The organism is Paenibacillus sp. TSA_86.1, assembly GCF_052691815.1.
Genome location: NZ_JBQZGE010000006.1, coordinates 205,134 through 226,634, shown reverse-complemented (window position 1 = coordinate 226,634; position 21,501 = coordinate 205,134). Strand labels below are relative to the sequence as shown.

At 37.4% G+C, this 21,501-nt stretch carries 14 protein-coding genes; 1 reads left to right on the top strand and 13 read right to left on the bottom strand.

What is annotated here, in order from left to right; all coding sequences use genetic code 11:
* Positions 1-276: 276 nt before the first annotated feature.
* From secA to ACUTVW_RS15060, 7 genes are all read right to left on the bottom strand, one after another.
* Positions 277-2,781, bottom strand: coding sequence for a preprotein translocase subunit SecA (gene secA / locus ACUTVW_RS15090; RefSeq protein WP_445646559.1), 2,505 nt, complete (start codon positions 2,779-2,781; stop codon positions 277-279).
* A gap of 798 nt (positions 2,782-3,579) precedes the next feature.
* Positions 3,580-4,143, bottom strand: a complete 564-nt coding sequence (hpf, locus tag ACUTVW_RS15085; protein WP_145414115.1) for a ribosome hibernation-promoting factor, HPF/YfiA family — start codon at positions 4,141-4,143, stop codon at positions 3,580-3,582.
* A 351-nt stretch (positions 4,144-4,494) separates the two neighbouring features.
* On the bottom strand, positions 4,495-4,692 hold the full coding sequence (locus ACUTVW_RS15080; protein ID WP_024631599.1) for a cold shock domain-containing protein: 198 nt from the start codon (positions 4,690-4,692) through the stop codon (positions 4,495-4,497).
* A gap of 212 nt (positions 4,693-4,904) precedes the next feature.
* Positions 4,905-5,258 (bottom strand): hypothetical protein, encoded by a 354-nt coding sequence (locus tag ACUTVW_RS15075; RefSeq protein WP_445646558.1) that lies wholly within the window; start codon positions 5,256-5,258, stop codon positions 4,905-4,907.
* Position 5,259: 1 nt separating this feature from the next.
* On the bottom strand, positions 5,260-5,637 hold the full coding sequence (gene fliS, locus ACUTVW_RS15070; RefSeq protein WP_445646557.1) for a flagellar export chaperone FliS: 378 nt from the start codon (positions 5,635-5,637) through the stop codon (positions 5,260-5,262).
* Between the two features lie 20 nt (positions 5,638-5,657).
* Positions 5,658-7,163: a flagellar filament capping protein FliD gene (fliD, locus tag ACUTVW_RS15065; RefSeq protein ID WP_445646556.1), complete on the bottom strand. Its 1,506-nt coding sequence runs from the start codon at positions 7,161-7,163 to the stop codon at positions 5,658-5,660.
* 13 nt (positions 7,164-7,176) lie between these two features.
* Positions 7,177-7,566 (bottom strand): flagellar protein FlaG, encoded by a 390-nt coding sequence (locus ACUTVW_RS15060; RefSeq protein WP_445646612.1) that lies wholly within the window; start codon positions 7,564-7,566, stop codon positions 7,177-7,179.
* A gap of 238 nt (positions 7,567-7,804) precedes the next feature.
* Between ACUTVW_RS15060 and ACUTVW_RS15055 the strand changes: the two genes are divergently transcribed.
* Positions 7,805-8,257 (top strand): adenylyltransferase/cytidyltransferase family protein, encoded by a 453-nt coding sequence (locus tag ACUTVW_RS15055; protein WP_445646555.1) that lies wholly within the window; start codon positions 7,805-7,807, stop codon positions 8,255-8,257.
* A 90-nt stretch (positions 8,258-8,347) separates the two neighbouring features.
* Here the strand turns inward: ACUTVW_RS15055 and ACUTVW_RS15050 are convergent, their stop codons facing one another.
* The 6 genes from ACUTVW_RS15050 to ACUTVW_RS15025 all read right to left on the bottom strand — a co-directional run bounded on the left by ACUTVW_RS15050 (position 8,348) and on the right by ACUTVW_RS15025 (position 21,426).
* Positions 8,348-11,563, bottom strand: a complete 3,216-nt coding sequence (locus ACUTVW_RS15050; RefSeq protein ID WP_445646554.1) for an HAD-IA family hydrolase — start codon at positions 11,561-11,563, stop codon at positions 8,348-8,350.
* Between the two features lie 21 nt (positions 11,564-11,584).
* Positions 11,585-13,222: an SAM-dependent methyltransferase gene (locus ACUTVW_RS15045; RefSeq protein WP_445646553.1), complete on the bottom strand. Its 1,638-nt coding sequence runs from the start codon at positions 13,220-13,222 to the stop codon at positions 11,585-11,587.
* A 17-nt stretch (positions 13,223-13,239) separates the two neighbouring features.
* Positions 13,240-15,363 (bottom strand): hypothetical protein, encoded by a 2,124-nt coding sequence (locus ACUTVW_RS15040; protein ID WP_445646552.1) that lies wholly within the window; start codon positions 15,361-15,363, stop codon positions 13,240-13,242.
* A gap of 131 nt (positions 15,364-15,494) precedes the next feature.
* Positions 15,495-16,697, bottom strand: a complete 1,203-nt coding sequence (locus tag ACUTVW_RS15035) for a LicD family protein (protein WP_445646551.1) — start codon at positions 16,695-16,697, stop codon at positions 15,495-15,497.
* Positions 16,698-16,728: 31 nt separating this feature from the next.
* Complete coding sequence (locus ACUTVW_RS15030; protein WP_445646550.1) at positions 16,729-19,239, bottom strand: hypothetical protein; 2,511 nt, start codon at positions 19,237-19,239, stop codon at positions 16,729-16,731.
* A 12-nt stretch (positions 19,240-19,251) separates the two neighbouring features.
* On the bottom strand, positions 19,252-21,426 hold the full coding sequence (locus ACUTVW_RS15025; protein ID WP_445646549.1) for a hypothetical protein: 2,175 nt from the start codon (positions 21,424-21,426) through the stop codon (positions 19,252-19,254).
* Positions 21,427-21,501: the final 75 nt, after the last annotated feature.

Below are 21,501 nucleotides of genomic sequence, written 5' to 3'. Positions count from 1 at the left end.
AATTCCTCTTTTCATTAAGATAAGCTCCCCGCATCCAGGAAGTTCGATCAGATCAAGTCTCGGATGCATTTCCTAAGGCTGCGCATACTGTTACCAGTTGGGGCGCCCGCCTTCACCTAGCGTCATATGATTATTCATATGCACCAGTCATCGGATATGCATCCTTCACTTTATCCTATTGAACATCCGGCTGCAAGGAGCCGTATAAGTCAAACGATATACATAAGACTAATCTATCTTACATTGGGCACTTCGATAAAAGAAATGAGACGAAGACTACTCTTGACCGTGACAATGTTTGAACTTTTTGCCACTGCCGCAAGGGCAAGGATCATTACGACCAATCTGGTCGGAAACCTTCACCGGACGTTTATCCGCAGGTTCACCGCTTGTCGAGATCTGGCTCTCGTCCACAACAGCCTGACGCTCCTGGTTGCTTTCGATCTGAGCTTTCATCACATATGTCGCAACTTCTTCCTGAATCGAAGCGATCATCTGATGGAACATCTCGAAACCTTCGAACTGGTACTCACGCAGTGGATCTGTACCGCCGTATGCACGAAGGTGGATACCTTGACGCAATTGATCCATTGCATCAATGTGGTCCATCCACTTGCTGTCTACCGCACGAAGTACAACAACCTTCTCGAACTCACGAACCATCTCTTCACCGATACGTTCTTCACGAGCGTTGTACTTGTTCTGTACTTTCTCGAACAGATACTCAACGATCTCTTCAGCTTCTTTACCCCACAGCTCATCTTTGGTGATAGAGCCTTCATCCAGCAATTTGCTGTTCATGAAGTCTGCCACTTCCTGCAGCTCCCAGTTCTCTGGAATGTCGTCACTGCAGTGTGCTTCAACGATCCGTTCAATGGAAGGTTTGATCATATCCATAACGATCTGTTTGATATTTTCAGACTCCAGTACCTCACGGCGCTGTTTATAGATGATTTCACGTTGTTGGTTCATAACGTCATCGTATTGAAGAACGACTTTACGTACATCAAAGTTGTTACCTTCAACCCGCTTCTGAGCTGATTCTACAGCACGCGTAATCATACGGCTCTCGATCGGTTGGTCTTCTTCAAAACCAAGACGCTCCATCATGTTCAGCACGTTATCTGCCCCGAAACGTTTCATCAATTCATCCCCCAGAGACAGGTAGAACTGTGTAGAACCCGGGTCACCCTGACGTCCTGCACGACCACGCAACTGGTTATCAATCCGGCGTGATTCATGACGCTCTGTACCGATGATATGAAGGCCGCCAACCTCGGCAACGCCCTCACCCAAAATAATATCTGTACCCCGTCCGGCCATGTTCGTTGCAATGGTTACTGCACCTGCCTGACCAGCACCAGAGATAATTTCCGCTTCTTCTGCATGGAACTTTGCGTTCAAGACCTGGTGTCTGATACCGCGACGTTTCAACATGTCTGAGAGACGCTCCGAGTTCTCAATGGATACAGTACCCACAAGAACCGGTTGGTTTTTGCCGTGGCGCTCGACGATCTCTTCCACAACCGCTTTGAACTTGCCATCAATGCTTTTGTACACCACATCCGCCATATCATCCCGTTTGTTCGGACGATTCGTCGGAATCTGTAGTACTTCAAGTCCATAGATTTTCTTGAACTCTTCTTCTTCTGTTTTTGCTGTACCTGTCATCCCCGCAAGTTTGCGGTACATCCGGAAGTAGTTCTGGAATGTGATCGTTGCCAGCGTCATGCTCTCGTTCTGAACCTCGATGCCCTCTTTGGCTTCAATGGCCTGGTGCAGTCCATCACTGTAGCGACGTCCAGCCATCAAGCGGCCTGTAAATTCATCAACAATCATGACCTCTTCGTCCGTGACAACGTAGTCCACATCACGGCGCATGATCACATTTGCTTTCAAACCCTGTACAATGTGGTGATTCAGCGTAACGTTGGCATGATCATACAAATTCTCAATGCCGAATGCTTTCTCCGCTTTCGCTACGCCGCCCTCAGTCAGCGCCACGGACTTCACTTTGATATCAACTGTAAAATCTTCTTCGGGCACGAGACGTTTCACAAAACGATCGGCTGCATAATACAGATCCGTCGATTTCTGAGCTTGTCCGGAAATGATCAGTGGTGTACGCGCCTCATCGACCAAGATGGAGTCCACTTCGTCAATAATACAGAAGAACAATGGACGTTGTACCATTTGCTCTTTGTATAACACCATGTTATCACGCAGGTAGTCGAACCCGAATTCATTGTTCGTACCATACGTAACATCACATGCATATGCATGCTGCTTCAACGCATGATCCATACCGCTGAGGTTAACCCCAACCGTCATGCCCATGAATTCATAGATTTGTCCCATCTCCTGGCTATCCCGTTGAGCCAAATAGTCATTGACTGTGACTACGTGTACACCTTTGGACATCAATGCATTCAAGTATACCGGGAGTGTTCCTACCAGCGTTTTACCTTCACCCGTTTTCATCTCAGAAATACGGCCTTCGTGCAGCGCGATTCCGCCCAGCATTTGTACATCATAATGACGTTTTCCCAGTACACGGCGTGATGCCTCCCGTACGGTTGCAAATGCTTCAGGAAGAAGTTCATCTGTCGTTTCTCCCTTTTCAATTCGAGCACGGAATTCATCCGTTTTGCCTTTCAACTGCTCATCAGACAAAGCCTGAAATTGTGGTTCCAGTTTATTGATCACATCGACCGTCTTCATCAGACGTTTCACATCACGCTCGTTCATGTCTCCGAAGATCTTTTTGACAAGTCCTAACATGGTATACCCCTTTCGTGCAAAACAGAATAGACCCCCTGCTGCCGCCATGCGGCACCATCGGATGGAATGTTGCTCCATTTACCCCCGGGGGTGACAAACAAAAAATAATATAAGATGAATCAACTCCAGGTTTGCCACGGTTACTCATGAAGCTGATCCGGTGTTCACTCGGGTCTGGTGTATATAAAACTTGCCAGAATTCGAGCCGTTGAATCATGTTCATGGTGCTGTGCCTGTCATTGATTATGATTAGCGATCATTCGTTGACAATTCTTCATCAGGACAATGATTCTCTTTGCATAAATTGTAACAGTTTGTAAGGGTCGCCGCAACACGCCGCAGCAGACTTCTTTGAACTTTGACCCCCATATAAACCGAGTTTTAGTGCAAAAAATCATAGTCGTTCACGGAAGTGACAACGCGACTGTTTTATTTCCCTAGATGTTGCAAGATGCAAGTCTTTATTGGTGGGAAATATGGAAGTTTATTTCAGAATGTATGTTTACTTTCAATAATTCTACTTCGTTTTATATATTCCTGCTGATCCCTAGTTATTAGACGCAACAGTATAGCCAATAGTTTCATTATTTTATTTCCAGCTTTAGGCGAACGATTCGCTATTACAGGTTTTTCTCTCTCTACTAGATGGCGAAGCAGCCGCTACGCACAAAAGAGCCCCATCCCTTAAAGGATGGAGGCTCTCGTTAGGTTCAATTCAGGAAGCAATTGGCTCCTGCTTATATTCGATAATGTGGTGTTGTGGTGTTCTATTCAATTGAAACGATGCTGTAAGTATATTTAGCCTTGTTCAATCAAGCCATACTTGCCATCGTTCCGTTTGTAAACAACACTTACTTCTTCATTCTCGATATTGGAAAATACGAAGAAGTTATGACCAACCATGTTCATTTGGAGGATTGCCTCTTCCACGTCCATTGGTTTTAACATAAAACGTTTCGTACGTACAACTTCCAAGTCATCGTCATCCGTATCAGTGTCCAGTTCGGCTGTAGCCACTGTGCCTGACGGATCTTCCACGAAGAGTGTCTTCAGGCTGCCTTCCTGACGGAATTTACGGTTAATTTTTGTTTTGTGTTTGCGAATTTGACGTTCCAGCTTGTCCACAACGGCGTCAATGGATGCGTACATATCATCGCTCTCATCTTCAGCACGGAGCACAAAGCCTTTCAAAGGAATCGTCACCTCGACTGTATGCAATCCTCTTGTCGTGCTCAGTGTAACGGCACCGTCAGAGGTAAGGGGTGCATCGAAATACTTCTCGAGTCTACTCAACTTTTTGTCGACATAATCTTTCAAAGCTTCGGTAACCTCGATTTGTTGACCTCGAATACTTAAATTCATAGGGCACTCCTCCTTTATCTTTGCCACTTCATTATAACACGAATGTAAGCGCCATGTAAAAACTCCCGGTGACCGAATAATGACATCTGCTCCAGTCACATCAACCAAAGTAGGTTTAACGCCATATTTCGTGATATTTCGCCATTTTCGGGCATATTGGGGTATTTAGATAAATCAATATATCAGGCGCTTGATCAATTATTTAACCGTTTATGAGGTTACTCAATCTTTTATGTAAAACGTAAAACTTATGAACACAAAAAAAGACCCCGGATCACCGGAGTCTGATGCTAGCGATAATTCAATTTGGTAACCATCTAACCATATATGTAGGTCGGATTGTCCGGATGATTATAATTTGATTACGTTAGCTGCTTGCGGTCCACGTGCGCCTTCGACGATGTCGAATTCTACGGATTGACCTTCTTCCAAAGTTTTGAAGCCTTCGGATTGAATTGCGGAGAAATGTACAAATACGTCGCCGCCATCTTCAGTCTCAATGAAACCGTAACCTTTTTCTGCGTTGAACCATTTTACTTTACCTTGCATGCACTAACATTCCCTTCGTCATCAAATGAAGTGAAGCTCTGGCCAAAACCCTAGCCCACAATTCAGATAATACCATCCAAACTTATCCATTGTCAATTGGTAAAGAAAATGTTTTCTTGGTATTTTTTGTAGATTTATAGGGAGAAATGTTGAATGCTAAAAATAAAAAAAACAGACCAAGAGGTTACCCTTCATCTTGATCTGCATAAAAGTTATTTTCTTTTATCCATGAGATAGCTGTCTGCCGTATATTTAGATTCATAGACATCTCGTTGATTTCGAGCTACATTCCGCTGAATCAACCACTGCTGAGCCTCTTCTTTTAATGCTAACATACGAGACTGGATCAGGGCATCATGAGCAAGGACATGATTTAACTTTGTTTGTTGTTCTTGGCTTGTCTTATGAGTACCACTCAACTCAATTAAACGTTCCACAATAAGCTGCCGTTCATTAACAAAGGCTTCAGTCTCATCCGACGATTTTGCATCGATATCTTTTACAAAGACATCCGTTAAGATAGTAAGCTCATCCAGCAATTGGTTTATTAGATCGTTGCTCTCCATACTATAGCGTACCTGTGGTTTGTTTATTGATCACTACCCAGGTTTCTCTCAGCTCTTGTAAATATCCTAATGCCTCTTCACCAAAGCTCTTATTCTTTTTAATGTTCGACTGAATAAGTAAATGATTCGTGTACTCATATAAGGCAAACAAATCTTTTGCTACCTCGTAGGATTGGTTTAAGGTGGACATTAGTTCACTAACAATCGTCTGAGCTTTACCTAAGTTCACATTTGCTTTGTAATAATCTTTTTTTTCTATGCCATCCAGTCCCGCCTTTACAAAGCGAATGGCTCCGTCATATAACATAATCACCAGCTGGCCTGGTGTCGAAGTCTGTACTGAATTTTGTTTATATTTCTCATAAGGAGATGTAATCATTTCAAATCCTTCCTCCTCTTTTACTTAAAGTAGCCTGCCAAACTGGAAGATTGGGATTGGAATTTACTCATTGCTTTTTCCATCGCTGTAAATTGTTTATAATATCGCGTTTCCCAATCCGTCATTTTTCGCTCCATGTTTGAGATACGATTGTTATAATCTTTTAATTGCTCTCCCATAATACTTTCTGTTTTCAAAGCCATGGAAGCATTCGTATCAAATTTGGATGTACCCACTTTTTTCGTAAACATATCCAACGTCTCATTTAACTTTTCTCTTATTTCACCAAAAATAGGCTTGCTATTCAAATCCGAGGTAGAACCGCGGAAAATACTCAACACCTTCTCCGGGTTAGCTGCTAAAGCTTGTGTTAATTTAGCTTCATCAATTTTCAGCTGGCCCTTCTCATAGTACTGCCCTGTTGTTATTCCCGCTTCGCTTAGACCTTTAAGATTGTTAGAAAGAATCAATCTCATGGTAGTTACAGTATCAGTGAGAATACCATCATTTTTCAGAATACCACTTTTGGCCTTCTCTTCCCACTTCTTGATATCATCTTCCTTCATACTCTCACGCTGTTCACTTGTCAAAGGTTTAAAGCTGCGATAGGTTTGTTCGGATATTTTGGAATTCATCAGTCCTAGTAATTCATTATACGAGTCCACAAACGATTTAATGGTCTCAACAGCCTTGGCTGGATCAGACTGGGTTGTAACTTTTGAGTTATTACTTCCGCTTAACTCCAGGAAAGTTAATTTCACTCCATTAACCGTGAGATTATCTGTAGACGGGTTAAATGTTTGAGAGCCACCTAAACTACTTGTAACGGTAACTTCTCCTTTGGTATAATCCACCTTTTTACCCGTACCAAAATCGGCAGGCACATCAAGTTTGAGTACATCTGTCAACGAACTCGCTTTGGATTGTTTATTCTCGCCCGTATCTGTGATCTCTTTGCCGTATTCTTTATGTGTAATCGTAAACTTACCGCTAATTTCATCGAAAGACGCATTCACTGTTGGCATCTGCGAGTTTATTCTCGCAACAACAACTGCCATGGTATCTGTGCTAGCAAACATAATCGTTTTATCGTTAATGTTGAGGTCATATGTTGACTGAGCACTACTTCCTGCGATATCTGCAAGAGTTGTGGCACGAGTTGCTTTCACTCCACCAGCCTGAAGTTCTGTTGAACTTTTCATGGCGGCCTTCTCAGCAAGCTTGGTCACTTTCACTTCCATGGATGCGCTGCCTGCCTCCGCATTTGCCTCCGCTTTAACAGCTGTCGAGTTCCCGCTTACTGTTGCTTTTTGAGTATTTAGCAATTCCGATTTACTACTCATATCAAAGAGTTTATTACTCATTTGTACAATTTTACTATTCAATTCTCTGTAGCTATCCCGAGTCCAATCAAAAATTTGCTTCTGTTGTTTCAATTTATCAAGTGGAACTCGTTTAGCCGTCATCAGTGACTTGACCAAACTGTCAACATCCATACCCGAAAATCCATTAATCCGTTGTACCATTTATCTCACCCTCCTATACCTTTTCATCAATCACAATTCCTGCAATTTCCATCATCTTGGCTACCAGATCAAGTGTTTTCTCTGGCGGAATCTCTCGAAGAACTTCTCCAGTTTCCTTATTAAGAACTTTAACGAGAATTTGATTTGTTTTCTCGTGAACACTCATTTCTAATGTCGTTGTAGGGCCTTGAAGCGCTTTAACCGCTTTGTCAATTGCCTTGATGAGTTGTTCATCACCAGGTGAAATATTCAAACCTTGCCGTTCTAATTTGGATAAATCTGTTCCGTTTCTAACCGATTGCAATAACATGCTGTCCTGATTACTACGAGGCTCAACTGGTGTGTTATTTGTAGCTGAAGAAGTCCCAGTCACATTGGTAGAAAGTGAAAACTGTAGATTCATCATTCATCCCCCGATGGAATTATTTATTATATTTATCGGCAATCTTTAAGTGAGAATGAAGAGGTATGTTAAATTAAACCCTCCCCTAAACAAATCCATGGTGAGTCGTGTTTAGTTATAATCACATAAAAAATGTACTCAAATAATTCTTTACATAAACAAATAATTCAAATACGATAATTGGAACTACGCTCATATTAAAGCTGTAATCGTGATTTATTATATAGGAGTGATTTACATGCAACCTTCTGATCTATATAAAAAAAAGGAATATAATATTGGTTATATTGCTGGAGTATTTGATTTATTTCATATCGGCCATTTGAATCTGCTTCGTAAAGTAAAAGAAAGATGTGATCATCTCATTGTTGGGGTCTTAACTGATGAGTTAGTTTTTCACTTCAAAAACATAACACCTTTTATTCCTCAGGATGAACGTCAAGCCATAATCCAAGCCATAAAATATGTTGATCGAACCGAACTGGTCACTATGGATAATATCGATAAACTTAAGGCATGGGAACTCTACCAATTTGACTGCTTATTTTCAGGTGATGACTGGAAGAATGAGCCTAGTTGGAACCAAGATAAAGACCGATTAAATCAGCTTGGTTCTAATATTGAATTCTTACCCTATACTAAAGGGACGAGTTCGACACAAATTCGAAAGTTAATTCAGAATTCTATTTAATATCTTTTCATGTTACAACACAAAATCGTCGGAGATCTTACATTTTAAGATCTCCGACGATTTTATTTTTGCTTTTCTTCTTATACACTTTTATAAGATTCTAAATATTTCATTGAAATTAATATAATCACTATATTTTTGCAATCCTAAATCTTTAAGTTGCTTCTCAATTTCTGAACTACGATACGTCGTAATGATAATATAAATATCCTTCCAGTTTTCAATTTCTCCAGGATGTTTGATTTCTATTCCCTCTATATTTTTCCCACTATTTTCTCTATCATTGTCGAGGAAGAATTTAACGGGCAAATCCGAATATTGGGCCAGTATTTCTCTCCCAATTTTACCCCCTCCGAAATAAGCCAATTTACGACTAACCCTCATACTGTCGATGAAAGCTGTTCGAAACAACTCTACGGACTCTTCCCCAGCAAACTGAGGTAATACTTTATACTGATTCTCCATATGTTGAGCTATGTTAATCGCATTCTGCTTTCCAAACACATCATCCTCAAAATAAGATCCTTCAAATATTTGCAAGTCTTTCCCTTTAGGTATTCTCAAGAATGCCTCAAAAGGTAGAGAAATCTCATAATTTTTAAATGTTATATAGTCAAAATACTCACTAAACGTTTCACAATAGTTGTTGATAAATGCCCTAGCTCCTTGATGAATCTTATCAATCACAAAAGTATCCGTATATGGCTTTGTAGCCATCTCAAAGATCGGCACAACTTCTGTCCCTTCTCTTTGAAGTCCCACGCAAGACGCATTGTAGTCTGATAAAATATGCTCTCTTAATAGTCCAGAGATCGCGGGTGAAAAATCATAGAACGTTTTAATCTCGAAATTTCCTTTTCGGCTTAATTGTCTGCTCTTTATTGCATCAGAATGAACAAACATAACATCCACAGGTTGACCTACGGCTCTAACGAAAGAATTTTGTATATTCCCTGAATAGCCAAGATCAAAGGTAATATCTGTTTCCTGAACATCTTTATAATACTGCGTTAATAACTCTTTAGACTCTTGATGCTTATAATTATCGTAGAATTCGTCTAAATAAATTTTCATGAAATTCTGATAGTCATATTTAGAATTAAAACGTTCATTTTCATTTATTCTGTATTTCAACATTTTTTCTTCTCTATCTTTCACAGTCAAGTCCTGAGTACAGAAGTGTAACAAGTCCATAATGCTTTTGGGACTGTATTGATTATAAAGAATTGGTAAGTTCATAAATTCAACTTTATGCTCTAAAGATGCAGGCAAAAGTAACTTTCTAGAACTGTAAACATACTTTGATTTTGGAGCTGTTTCTGTGTACTCAGTCCAAATATCATATGCTTCTTTAACCAAAAATCCGTCTCTGGCCATAAAAAGAACTCTTTGATGTGAATCTGCCTGATGCTGTATCCACTTGACCAGACCAGCCAAATGCATTCCTACTGCATAATATCCTATGAAATAAGGATCTGCATTATAGTCCGTCTCGCTATTAAATGGACGGAATGGATTATCAAAATAATAATTAGCAGCAATTGCTACCATACTTCCATATCCGGTTGATTCTAATAACTTACTCCTATCTAATATTACCCCGCTCACCTTCTCAGATAATGCGCTGCATTCACCTGTATCAAAGCCTTTTACTTTGTTCTCAAATATATTAATCGTTCTGGGAATAAACGCAGTATGAATCCCCAATTCTCCAGCTTTCAGAATATCACTATGATAATTGTCTCCGAGATGTAACATCCGGTTAGGTTCTACTTGTAAATCGTCTAAAACTTTTCTAAATAAATCTCCAGTATGCTTTAATACACGCTCTTTAGAGGACAGGAAGATTTTTTGATAATCAGCATACCCGTTTTTAGCAAGTAGTCGTGTAATCGTTTTTTCATCTAAATACATATCCGAAACAATTATAATTTTTTTCCCAGCATATAAAGCGAATTGATACAGTTCACTAATTGTTTTCCTAGGGTTCGTAAATTTGATTTCTAGATTTCGTTCTTCCTCTTTTAAAGTATTGCATATGTCAGCTGAAATTCCATATACATCTTGAATATACTCATATATCTCATCAATCGTTATATCCTGATACTCAGGATGCTGCTTTTGTATTAGAGCTCTTGTAGCTATTTCCGCATCGATCCTAACCTGCTGAAAACTAATACTAAGCTGGGTTTCTTGTTCAAAACGTTTATCCAAAAGATAAAACAAATCAGTTGGTCTATAGAAAGGTCTTGTAATTAATGTATCAAAAAAGTCAAAGCTTATATATTCATAATCTGATCGCCATATTTTCTTTTTGATCTCTTCCAGTTCGTCATTCCAGATTGTTCTGGTTGTTCTAAAGAGACGGTCCTCTTTCCTGAACTCTCCGATCTCTCCATAAGATTCAATGATCATATTAGTGAACCTTACTCTGTCTTCTTCATTCTCAAGGTTTTCTAAACCTTTTTTCCAATCCCTAGAATAATAATTTCTAAAATCATAAAACTTCTGTATAACATCTTCTGGAGCTTGAACAGATGACAGGAATAGTTTCACAAAATCGAATACTTTGAAGATATCCCCTAAATTCTTCTCCAGCTGTTGAACTGAAGCTGATTTAACGTCGGTAGAACTCCCCTTATTCTGACAGTAATAATAAACACTGTTACTAACTTTAGACATTTTCTTGGCAAAATAAAATAAAGGAAAGGAGAATGCGATATCTTCCATCATCACGATGTGTTCTTCTTGTTTTTTGAAATAGGGTACACATTGATCCCAAAGTGATTTTTTATACAACTTATTCCACATCGTATGCCAGCTATAACATCTACCTTCTTGGGCTAAAAACATGTTTAATACAGCATCACCGTGCACTATCTGATCAGGAAATGCAATATCATGCATGCCAAAAACAACCTTCTCTTTCTCTACCATAACCGTTCTCGCCAAAACGATGTCCGATTGATTTTCAGTTGCATTCTCAATGAGTAAACGATAGTAATCAATACCGATATAATCATCACTATCCACAAAAGCAAGGTACTCACCCGTAGCTTGCAGTGAACCGTTAACTCTTGATTTAAAAAGTCCTTGATTCGTTTCATTCTTTACATAAAAAATTCGGTCGTCTTTTAATTGATATTCTGTCACTATATTCTCTACATCCCCTGTTGAAGCATCATTTACTACAATGATCTCTAAATAAGGGTACGTTTGTAATAATAGGCTATCTAAACATCTTCTCAAATATTCTTCCGTATTATAAACTGGGACAACAATCGACACTACCTTCTTTTTATTCATGTTTTTATCCCCATCTTCTATTTATAATAAACGCTTTGCGTTTTCAAGCATATGATCTCTATCCACATATGCCCTTGCTAGAAAGCTCTGATATTCTTCATATTTTCTGTTCAGAGAAACAAATCTCATTTCCTCTTTTTCGAAATATTCCCACAAATGCAGTAAACCATATTTTGCTTTCAAGTTAGATATTGGAACATACTGCTCTGCATCCTTTATAAAAAAATAGGTGTATTTAATGGCTCGGAATAAAATGTACTTAGCTGGGTAATTCTCTCTCACAAACTCCTGATCAAAGAAGACTAATTTTCCGTCCTGAAAGAAGCAGTTGATTGGAATCATATCAATAAATGCTTTTTCTAAAATAATACCGTAATCTATTTGATTGTCATACCCATACAGAGAAGAGTTAGTCTGATTTGAATGATTCGATGATCGTAAAATTTCCGTGTATAAAAGGTCGAACAATGATAGAAACTGATTGGAATCTGTTTTAATGATCATTTTTAAATAATCCGACAAAGTACTGCTCTTAACAAATGGCATCTTGAGTGTACCTTCAAAAATTTCCGTTTCTATTACACTTACACCATTATTTGATATATAATCAAGATTGCTTTTTATACCCTCTAGTTGTTGCTTTCCCTCTGCATAAAGAGGTGTTTTACTAACCATGTCATTACTGTGTATTTTGGTAGCAAACCCTTCTTTACGCCCACGGTCTGTAGATACTGCAGCATAAACTACATCACAAAAATCGGAATCAATAGAACACTCTACCAGAAAAGAATTACAAAACACATCTAAAACCTTATTCTCAACAAAATCATCGTACAAATCATTCTCGTAAGCGACCAGTGATGCAGAATTCGTGTAATAAGGGATTACTCTTTCACCAACACTTGTATTCGGTATATAATCTTCAGAGTAGATAAGTTGTGGCAGTCTGTAATCAGGAAGTGGATAATAAAATTTATGATGCTGAAAACCCGCTAATTCAATAATATCAACTAGTTCCTGTTTGCTAAAAGAATATCCGCTGCTACCTGTCGGATACTGGTTTATCCCCGCAAAGGGAATACCTGTATATCGGTCGGGAGCTCCACAAAGATATTTCACACCTAACCTGTTTTCTACAGCCACAAGCAGTTTCCCACCTGGATTTAACCATCCTTTTAATATATTGAGATAATCTGAATAGATTTTTTTGTCCTTGCTGCCATTCCCTTTGTATTCAAGCGATCCTATAAGCGTTATATAATCAAACTTCTTTTCAATGGGCATCTCTTCGATTCGTCCCGCATATACCGTAAGGTTATTCCTGTTCTGGTGCCTTACATAAATTTGCTCTGCTCTATTTTTATACCGTTCTGCAGAAACTACTTCTCTGCACACGTCACAAAATAAACCAGTCAATGCTCCGAACCCTCCACCAATTTCTAACAATGATGAATCACTTTTAAAACTATACCAGTTCAAAAGTGATCTTCTCATACGAGTTAATTGATCGAAAATTTTCCATCTATGATCTTTGGATATTGACAGATCGAAATCATCATTTGTATTTTGAGCTATATATCTAGAGATATCCTGTTCCTCTGCATCCAACTCTCTCTGATCTTCATCATGAAATACATACTGCGAATTAAATACTGCCATTAATGTTATTCCACCTTTTAATTTCCCCTTGATAATGTCATGTCCCACTGACCAAAATCTTCCATTAACCTCAAATTATCAAAGATACTACAGTGTTCATTTGTATACTTGAGCTGATGGTAACTTAATATAGTATCAACAACATATTTATTTATCTCAACATTCTGAATGTACAAATTTCCCACAAAATCCTTAAAGTAATCTTCTATGGCACGATGAATATCTTCAACGTATTGTAATTCCTCTTGACTTCGTGCCTCGTGACCATATATGAACTCTCCCCCAGATTTCATGCTGGCTATCGACGGCAATAATGAGGTCATCATGGTCTCTAACATTAAATATTGTTCATACGAGTAGCTGCAATAGATGTTATGTTCCGCTATACTCTCAAATAAAGATTCGACGGGTAACATCAGTTTAGCCTCATCATTTTTATTGTATCTGCAGAAATATAAACCCTTGATTTCAAATGGAATAATTTTATTCAACAATCGCTGGCACGTTCCTGAGGAAACAAAATCTACAAAAGCATACCTTTTATCACTAGATAGCCCTAAATCGTCCATATATTCCAAGTATCTTTTTCGTACAATCTCAGAATTTCTGTAAATTACATCTTTATGGTGCAATGCATACGAGACGATATCTTTATACGTTTCCTCATGATATGGTTCAATGTCTTCCGGATTTAGATTAAACCTTCTTTGAAGCATAAGCTCGGGCGCATAAGCATGAGGAATATCAGCCACCCATCTTATATCTTCTTCATCCATTGTAGAAACAATGGTACATAACGTTCTGGAAGTTTGGAAGTAAGTTCCCACAGGGATATCTATCTTCATACTTTCTAATCCTAATTTGTATAGTTTGTGCACAATATAACCATCTCTTGCGGCGAAAAGAATGTCGTCATAGGAGTCGGTTTTCATTTCTTCTATAATCCAAAGTACATATTTAGTTATTAGTGGGGCTACAAAGGAGTATCCAAAGTCATAAGTATTCTGAATCTCAGGCCTGCTGTCAGCATGATAGAGTGAAAATGGATTATTAAACACTTTAGAAATTAATAGACCTGCCATGGAACGTTCATTAACAGATTGCAGGCTATGTTGAAGATTCCTGTACGTTGAAATCTCAAACATGTCCTGAGCGCTCTTAATTATAAAAGTCTCAACCGTATTGTGCGTCCGATACATCTTCGCTTTTTCTGCATCTGCTCCAATGTAAAGACATGTACTCATCTCTTCATTGTTTTCAAGCTCAATCTCAAACTCATGATCGCTCAAAAAAATATTAACGTACGGATTGATTTCATGTTTTTGAAGTACCTTCTCTATAAATTCTTTTGTCAAATAGGTATCTACCTTTAAAACCACCTGTTTTTTACGTTTTACTGCGTATAGCAGAAGTTCTTTCATCTTATCTCTGCTACAAGTGATACTCTCCTCAACTTCAAGCTCTATAGAGCGTGCTAGCATCGCTGTCTTGTCTGATACACCCGTTAAATTGATTAAATTTATATAAATATCATCTATTGTATAGTTCGCTTGGGTAATTTCTGATTGGGCCAGTTGTCTCATTTTTATATAATCAGGAATTTCAATGCCTCTCCTACGAAGCTTATCCTCTACAATAGTTAACATATCTTCATTAGTTAAAGTTTTCCTCATAAGTAACACATCATATATATCGAAACATATAGTGTTGTTTGCATCAATCCTTGATCTTAAGTCATCCTCATTTAGTTCACTATATCTCAATTGTTTTTCTGTATAGCCATTGTAATCGAATGATGTAAAGAGATTTCTTCCATCAACGGCATATAGTGAAATATGGTTAGTGTAACAAAAATAGCAAATTCGATCATAAATTAATCTTATATTCTTTTTATCGGCAGCAATAATAATGATGTTAGGTTGAATTTCTTCCAATTCTTCATATGAATAAATCCTTTTACCAAACGCATAACCGTAATTTTTCTGTCCATCCAGAAAACCTAGGATATTGTAATCAGCATATTCACTCATAATAAATTGGGAAATAATACTAGTTCCATATAAGACTATTTTTTTGTTTTTATATTTTTCAAAATTTTCTTTAAACGACTTTAAAACCGTTAATTTATTTGCATTAACCATGACTACCCCCTGCTCATTTTGTGTGTTCTGTTGTTATCCAACAACAAGATTACGGGCTGATAAACGCTCTAACAACTGGATAACAGTGAAAATTGGGCGCTTCTCATGAGATATAAGAGGGCTTCGTAGAGTTAGAGCCAGTCTTTATTTTGTACATAGATATAATAGTCAAATCCCATAGTAGTGAGCTGATTGGCTATCGTTTTATAATGGATGCTGCATATAATTATGACTAGATCACTTTTAGAGAGTTCATATAAGGAATCCGGCTTCTTGATATTTAGACCAAATAGGTGTGTTCCCCATTTTTCATGACTATTGTCAATGATAAACTCCGGGGGCATGGTTTTTCCCTCATGCATTAAATAGTACTCCAGCATTTGCCCTGCGCCAAAAATCACGATTGTTTTACCTGTAAACGATTGTTGGAAGCTATGAAAGTTCAACAAAAATCTTTGATAAGGGATTTCTGTGCTAATTATGCCTAAGTGCGTTGGTCGACGCTCGTCCTCAGGCGGGTACTTCATGTATTTTTCCCCATACTGATGTTCCAAATATTTATTGAAACCAATTGGAGCTGGTAACTTTAATTCATGAAAATTCAAAAGAATCTTATCTATGAAAATTTCAGTTTCATACCTTTTTGGATAATAACGATTAGGTTGATAAGAGAAGCTGGTTACATAATTTGAGGGCTCACACGAAGTTGTTGACCTTTGTAATTTTTTTAGAATCCACTCTCTGGAGAGAAGATTAGCAAAAAATATAAACAACTTCCATTTCGGTTTAGATAATTCAAGAAACTTTTCCTGTTCCCTGAAAATTTTTGCATACATTAATCTTTGGAAGAATCGGATTTTATCAACCTGTTTTTTTCTTTTCACTTCATCTTCCTCAAGATAATCTAATATACTAATATCTATCCAAATTCCCAAATTCGCGTTCCGATTCATATCCACTTGGTTCATTTGGGTAGTATGACTATTTCTGAGCCGGGCGAATCCCCCCAGATACATATCTACTTCACTTTCCTCTGTTTGCAAGAAGTAGGGGTCTGTAAACTCTATATGTGCAATTTCTTTTAATTTTTCAAAATCGGCTCTAGGCATTAGAAAGTCAGCATCGTCATCCCATGGGATAAATCCCTGGTGTCGAACAGCTCCAAGTAAAGTGCCCCCTGCTATAAAAAATGTAAGGTGATATCGTTCACATACTTCTCTAAGTTTAGAAATTAAATCAAGTTCTACAGCCCATATTTTTTTAATTTCTGTAGAGACGGTATATCCTGATTTCACTTCTTCCTCAAAAAAGGTCTGATCCTTCCAAACACTCACACGAATCCCCCTTATGCATGCTCACATCAAATTAAGTATGATCAACCATCTGGTCTATCATATATTGGTGTATTTTCAGACCACTTGTACCATCCATATTGCTAATAACCGCTTCATAAGCTTTCTTCTGCTTTTCCGAATTGATTCCCCAATCATCATTCAACGCATTCAAGAAGTCCTCTATGGTAGAAAGAATTCCTTCTCTGCATGCATACGGTAAATTGTCACCACAACTTTTAAAAACAAGCTTGGACTTTCTTTTTACATTGTCAGTTTTTGTAACAACAGCTTGATTTTTAACCGTATCAATTCGGATCAGGGAGCTATTATATGCAGTCAAAGCAATAATTTCTGTATCATTTATCTTTTTTGCGTAATAGTAATTATTTTGCCAGTCGTGGCGCTCTGATTCTCTTTCTCCTTCTTTATAAGGTAGAGATAATGGATATTCACTCATTATTCCCGTATCCGTGTCTATTTTAACAATCATGTTGCCGTATTTAGGGAACATAAGCATGTAGCCCTCAAAAGGCAGGATGTTATAGAAGCCATGGCCTCCAGAAAGGAATCCTTCAGGATAAGAGTTAAACTCCAATGCATGCCCTGTTTTCCGATTCCATTTCATAATAGAACCCTCTCCGTTAGGGATAATCCAGTAGTTTTCTCCATCATATTCCATGCCATAAAATCCATTTTCACTTTTTCCTACTCTATACAAGTTTATATTCTCTGTAATCATGTTGAATTCCAGAATGACATTCGTTTGAGCCGCAGCCATAAGGAGTAGATCCCCCTCTATAATGAATGCGTTCATGAAATACAAACCATCAATCTTGTTAGAATAAAGTGCTTTAACTTTATCAACAACTTCAGGGTAGTACTTGAATGTCCCGTTATACATATCATATCTCACTAGAGCTGAATAATTTAAAGGAAGCATATATAAGAAATTTCCATGTTGAACCATTCTTGTGAATCGAGTACGGATGTTATCAGGCCCATCTTCATAAACTCCCTTTAAGGATAGGCGAGTTTCCAAATCATATATGGTCATTTCTCTAGCACGGCTTGGTGCAAAATATAATTTATTGCCTATTTTCACATTATCATGGTATAAACGTTCATTAAAAAGTGCTTCATCAATAATGGTATCCACGATTTCAACTTCCCCAGTACGAATGTTCAAATTACAGATAGCATTAAAATGGATATGGGAAAACCACATTAAATCTCCTTCTACACATGCATCTACAAAACCTGTACGACTCTCGTCCACTCCAAAGGTGTCAATATTAAGCAAAAATATAGGTTTACCCAGCACACCAAATAAATGTATTACTGAGGAACCCTCCTCACCAATGTATGCATCCGAATACGCAACAGCTTGAGAAATATCAGCTGACGTATCTAGAATCCCTATTTTATTTATGATAAATTCTTGTTCTAGTTCACTATATTCCTTGTATAACTCTGGAAATGTGGACTGCAATGTAGCCTTAACCAAAGGATGAGGTCTCCAAAATAACACCTCATTCTCCCTCTTTTCAAAAATTGAGAACACAAGTTTCATTTTTTGGAGAGATTTTTCCTTATACTGGTATATACTAGAGAGACTCGTATTATAAAATATGACTTTCTTTCCTTTTGTCATCTCATCCATTTCAGATTTTCTTTCTCTTTCATTAGATAAAGACAACACTTTATCAATTTTGGGAGAACCTAAAGCAACTAACTTGTCTTTAGATACATAATTTCCAAAAAATTCAGTTGAACTATTGGACTGAGTTATAATTTTGTCTATGTTTTGATAACTGGGTAAAGAAAGAAGGCTTGTCGATACAGAACCTCCTGTAACATAATACGGGATGTATACTAGCATCTCTGTATATTTTTTTAATACTGAGGAATAAAATGCAGGATGGACAGACGTAACATTATTATACTGATCATATGGATTATGAATATAAATAATGTCAGGCATCTTCTGATTGAAATCATACTGCTCAAAGGAGGTCTTAGTAACATAAGATGGAAGTTCCATTCCTTCGTACTTCACTAAAGAATTTTCTGAATCTTTGATTCTCTCAAAGTAGGGGATAGGAATAACATAACAATTACAATTCGGATCTTCATTCGCAGCTTTCCATACACTCTCCATAGAATCCCACATAGAAGCTTTATATGGCAGAAAAACGACTTCATATTTCACTTTGATTTCTTTTATGACAAATTCAATCTCTTGGAGTTGACTAGATAAATTTATTAATGCACCATGTGCCTGATAATCTCTATTCTCTAAGTTAATATATACTTGGTAAACACTTTCACAGAAATTTTCCAATCGCTTTATAATCTGAGAAGCATTTGGAACAGACTGTTGCTCAATGGTTGTTCCAATATTAATTGCTCCCTCTTGACAACCTTTCAGAATTTCTAAAGCATCGGTGTGGCGTCCCATTCTAAGAAGTATCTCTAAATGAGAAACCGCATCCTGAAGTGATTTAGTCAAACTGATCAACGTAGTTAATACTTTTTTTCGCACATCCGATTCCCCTTAAACCGTATTTTCCCATATGTTCATCATGTCTTCCGAAGCAAAACTGTCATAATAGCTAAATCCTTTGCTTAATGTTGGAGACATAACCGTTTTTCTTACATCCAATATCTCAGCAAAAGAATCTGTCATATTCAAATTAATAGACTTCAAATACCAATCTTCATCCAAATGTTCCAAATCACTCATAAAATCAATAATACCTCTCTGCAACGTTTTGATCTCATTATATTTATACTCGCTATTCTCAATAAATTCAGGATTACCTTCACTGTCAAAACATCGTAGTTGACCTTCAGAAGAGGCATACGCAACCTCAAATAGTTGATATACTCTTTCAAAAAAAGAAAATGATAATTTATCAGATTCTTTATACATGCGATGTACACTATCAGAGTTTGTTATAAATTCATTTGGATGGTCCTTCAGGTCAAAGCATACTAACTCTACTTTCGCTGATAATAATTTATTGAGGTGGTAATAACTTGTCCCTTTTGTATATAAATCGAAGAGATACAGCCTGTAATTATCACTGTAGTCATCACCAACAATTTTGTTAATATATTTCAAATAATTTTCTCGCTCATTTTGTGCATTACTGAGAATTTGTAATTTATAGTCAAGAACTCTGTTTATAATTGAAGTACTATCCTCGTTACTTACAACATTAATGAGTTCACAATTAAGTACCTTATCCTGATCATCAAAAGTAACTCCTAATCGTTGCTCTAAAATTTTGTTAAGTTTCCCCACGGATAGAGTTAATACTGATCGAACAATATTTATGATATCTGCTTCAGAATAGATGGAGGCAACGGTTAATGCTCTTCTTGATGTATAAAAATAAATACCTACCGGTAACTCTAAACTGATATATTTATTTCTAATTTTCTGGTATAGCTGATGAAGAAAATACCCATCTCGTGAAGCAAACAATACGATTGAGCGACTATTATCTTTATGTTTCTCAATTAACCAAGTAAGGAACTTTAGTGTTAAGGCCGTGAAACAGTAGTATCCAAGTTCATATAAATTATCGATTTTCATCTTCCCCTTGGAGGAAGACAAAGCAAACGGATCATTAAAAGCCTTCGATGCAAAAAGTCCAAGAATGATGTTGTCATTCAACGTAATTGCTTGATCGATAATATGATTAATTGAAGATTTACTAAACATCTCGTACGAATTCGCTAAAAAGTGTGCATCTATATTGTGTTCTTTGGCTAAATGAGCATTTCGGTTACCTATAAACATTTTTTTACCTGAACCTGATATTTCATTAAAATATGCAAACAATGAACCGTCTTGAGTCGTCTTGTTCACTTCACTTGAGATCACTATGTGAGCTTCTGCCACATCTAAAATTGAACAGCTTTCAAGAAGTTTGCTGACCTGAACAGCCGTGAGAGTAGTCTCAAAAAGAAAATAAATCTGTTTTCCACGCTCTTTTGCATAGTTCAGTAAATGAACAACCGATTCTCTCTGTATTGAATACTTCATCTCTGTCAAAACTTCTAATTCCATCATCTGGTCGCATACCTGTGAACTGAGCTTTGAATGTTTTTTTTGAAGTAGCTGATAAATTTCTGTTAGAGTTGGAACTTTTCCCTCGTTCAACAATAATTGCTCTGCTTCAGTTCTCAACTGTTTAAAGTTCAAGTCATCCAAAACAATATTCATTTTTTGTTCAACTACACTAAAAATCAGAGCCGGATTCAGAACCTTTCGCATGACTAGTGTGTCCCATAGATCAAACGAAACGATGTCACTACGATCGATATGTTCTTTCAATAATTTTGAATTCAGCTCCCAATAGGGATCCTCTTGAAATTCACTTCCGCGATTAGAAGTCAGCTGATTACCCGTTAAATCGTAAATTTCAAGTCCATACTCTTCAATATCTCTTATTCGTTGGTATATTGCTTTAACAGATTTCATTTGAGAAACAATGATGATGATTTCCGCTTTGTCCACAACTGACTCGATAGACAGAACTTCTCTACCATAAACGATTTCGCCAACTCTATCATTTGCTACAATTCCAACAAAATTGAACGTATCACCTAACTCAAGTATTTTCTTCGTGTTAACTCCTAAACCATATAAAGCTATAGGGAGTTTGCTATACTCTTTGAACGCTTCCGTAAACATATGAAGAATTCGTTCGTCCATCATGTAACCCTACCTCACTATCCAACTATATAATTTAAATAGGTTACAATATTTTGAGATATCTCAATTCAGGTACCG

Coding starts and splice junctions, on each gene's coding strand:
- secA (WP_445646559.1), bottom strand. CDS start 2,781: ATGTTAGGACTTGTCAAAAAGATCTTCGGAGACATGAACGAGCGTGAT.
- hpf (WP_145414115.1), bottom strand. CDS start 4,143: ATGAATTTAAGTATTCGAGGTCAACAAATCGAGGTTACCGAAGCTTTG.
- ACUTVW_RS15080 (WP_024631599.1), bottom strand. CDS start 4,692: ATGCAAGGTAAAGTAAAATGGTTCAACGCAGAAAAAGGTTACGGTTTC.
- ACUTVW_RS15075 (WP_445646558.1), bottom strand. CDS start 5,258: ATGGAGAGCAACGATCTAATAAACCAATTGCTGGATGAGCTTACTATC.
- fliS (WP_445646557.1), bottom strand. CDS start 5,637: ATGATTACATCTCCTTATGAGAAATATAAACAAAATTCAGTACAGACT.
- fliD (WP_445646556.1), bottom strand. CDS start 7,163: ATGGTACAACGGATTAATGGATTTTCGGGTATGGATGTTGACAGTTTG.
- ACUTVW_RS15060 (WP_445646612.1), bottom strand. CDS start 7,566: ATGAATCTACAGTTTTCACTTTCTACCAATGTGACTGGGACTTCTTCA.
- ACUTVW_RS15055 (WP_445646555.1), top strand. CDS start 7,805: ATGCAACCTTCTGATCTATATAAAAAAAAGGAATATAATATTGGTTAT.
- ACUTVW_RS15050 (WP_445646554.1), bottom strand. CDS start 11,563: ATGAATAAAAAGAAGGTAGTGTCGATTGTTGTCCCAGTTTATAATACG.
- ACUTVW_RS15045 (WP_445646553.1), bottom strand. CDS start 13,222: ATGGCAGTATTTAATTCGCAGTATGTATTTCATGATGAAGATCAGAGA.
- ACUTVW_RS15040 (WP_445646552.1), bottom strand. CDS start 15,363: ATGGTTAATGCAAATAAATTAACGGTTTTAAAGTCGTTTAAAGAAAAT.
- ACUTVW_RS15025 (WP_445646549.1), bottom strand. CDS start 21,426: ATGATGGACGAACGAATTCTTCATATGTTTACGGAAGCGTTCAAAGAG.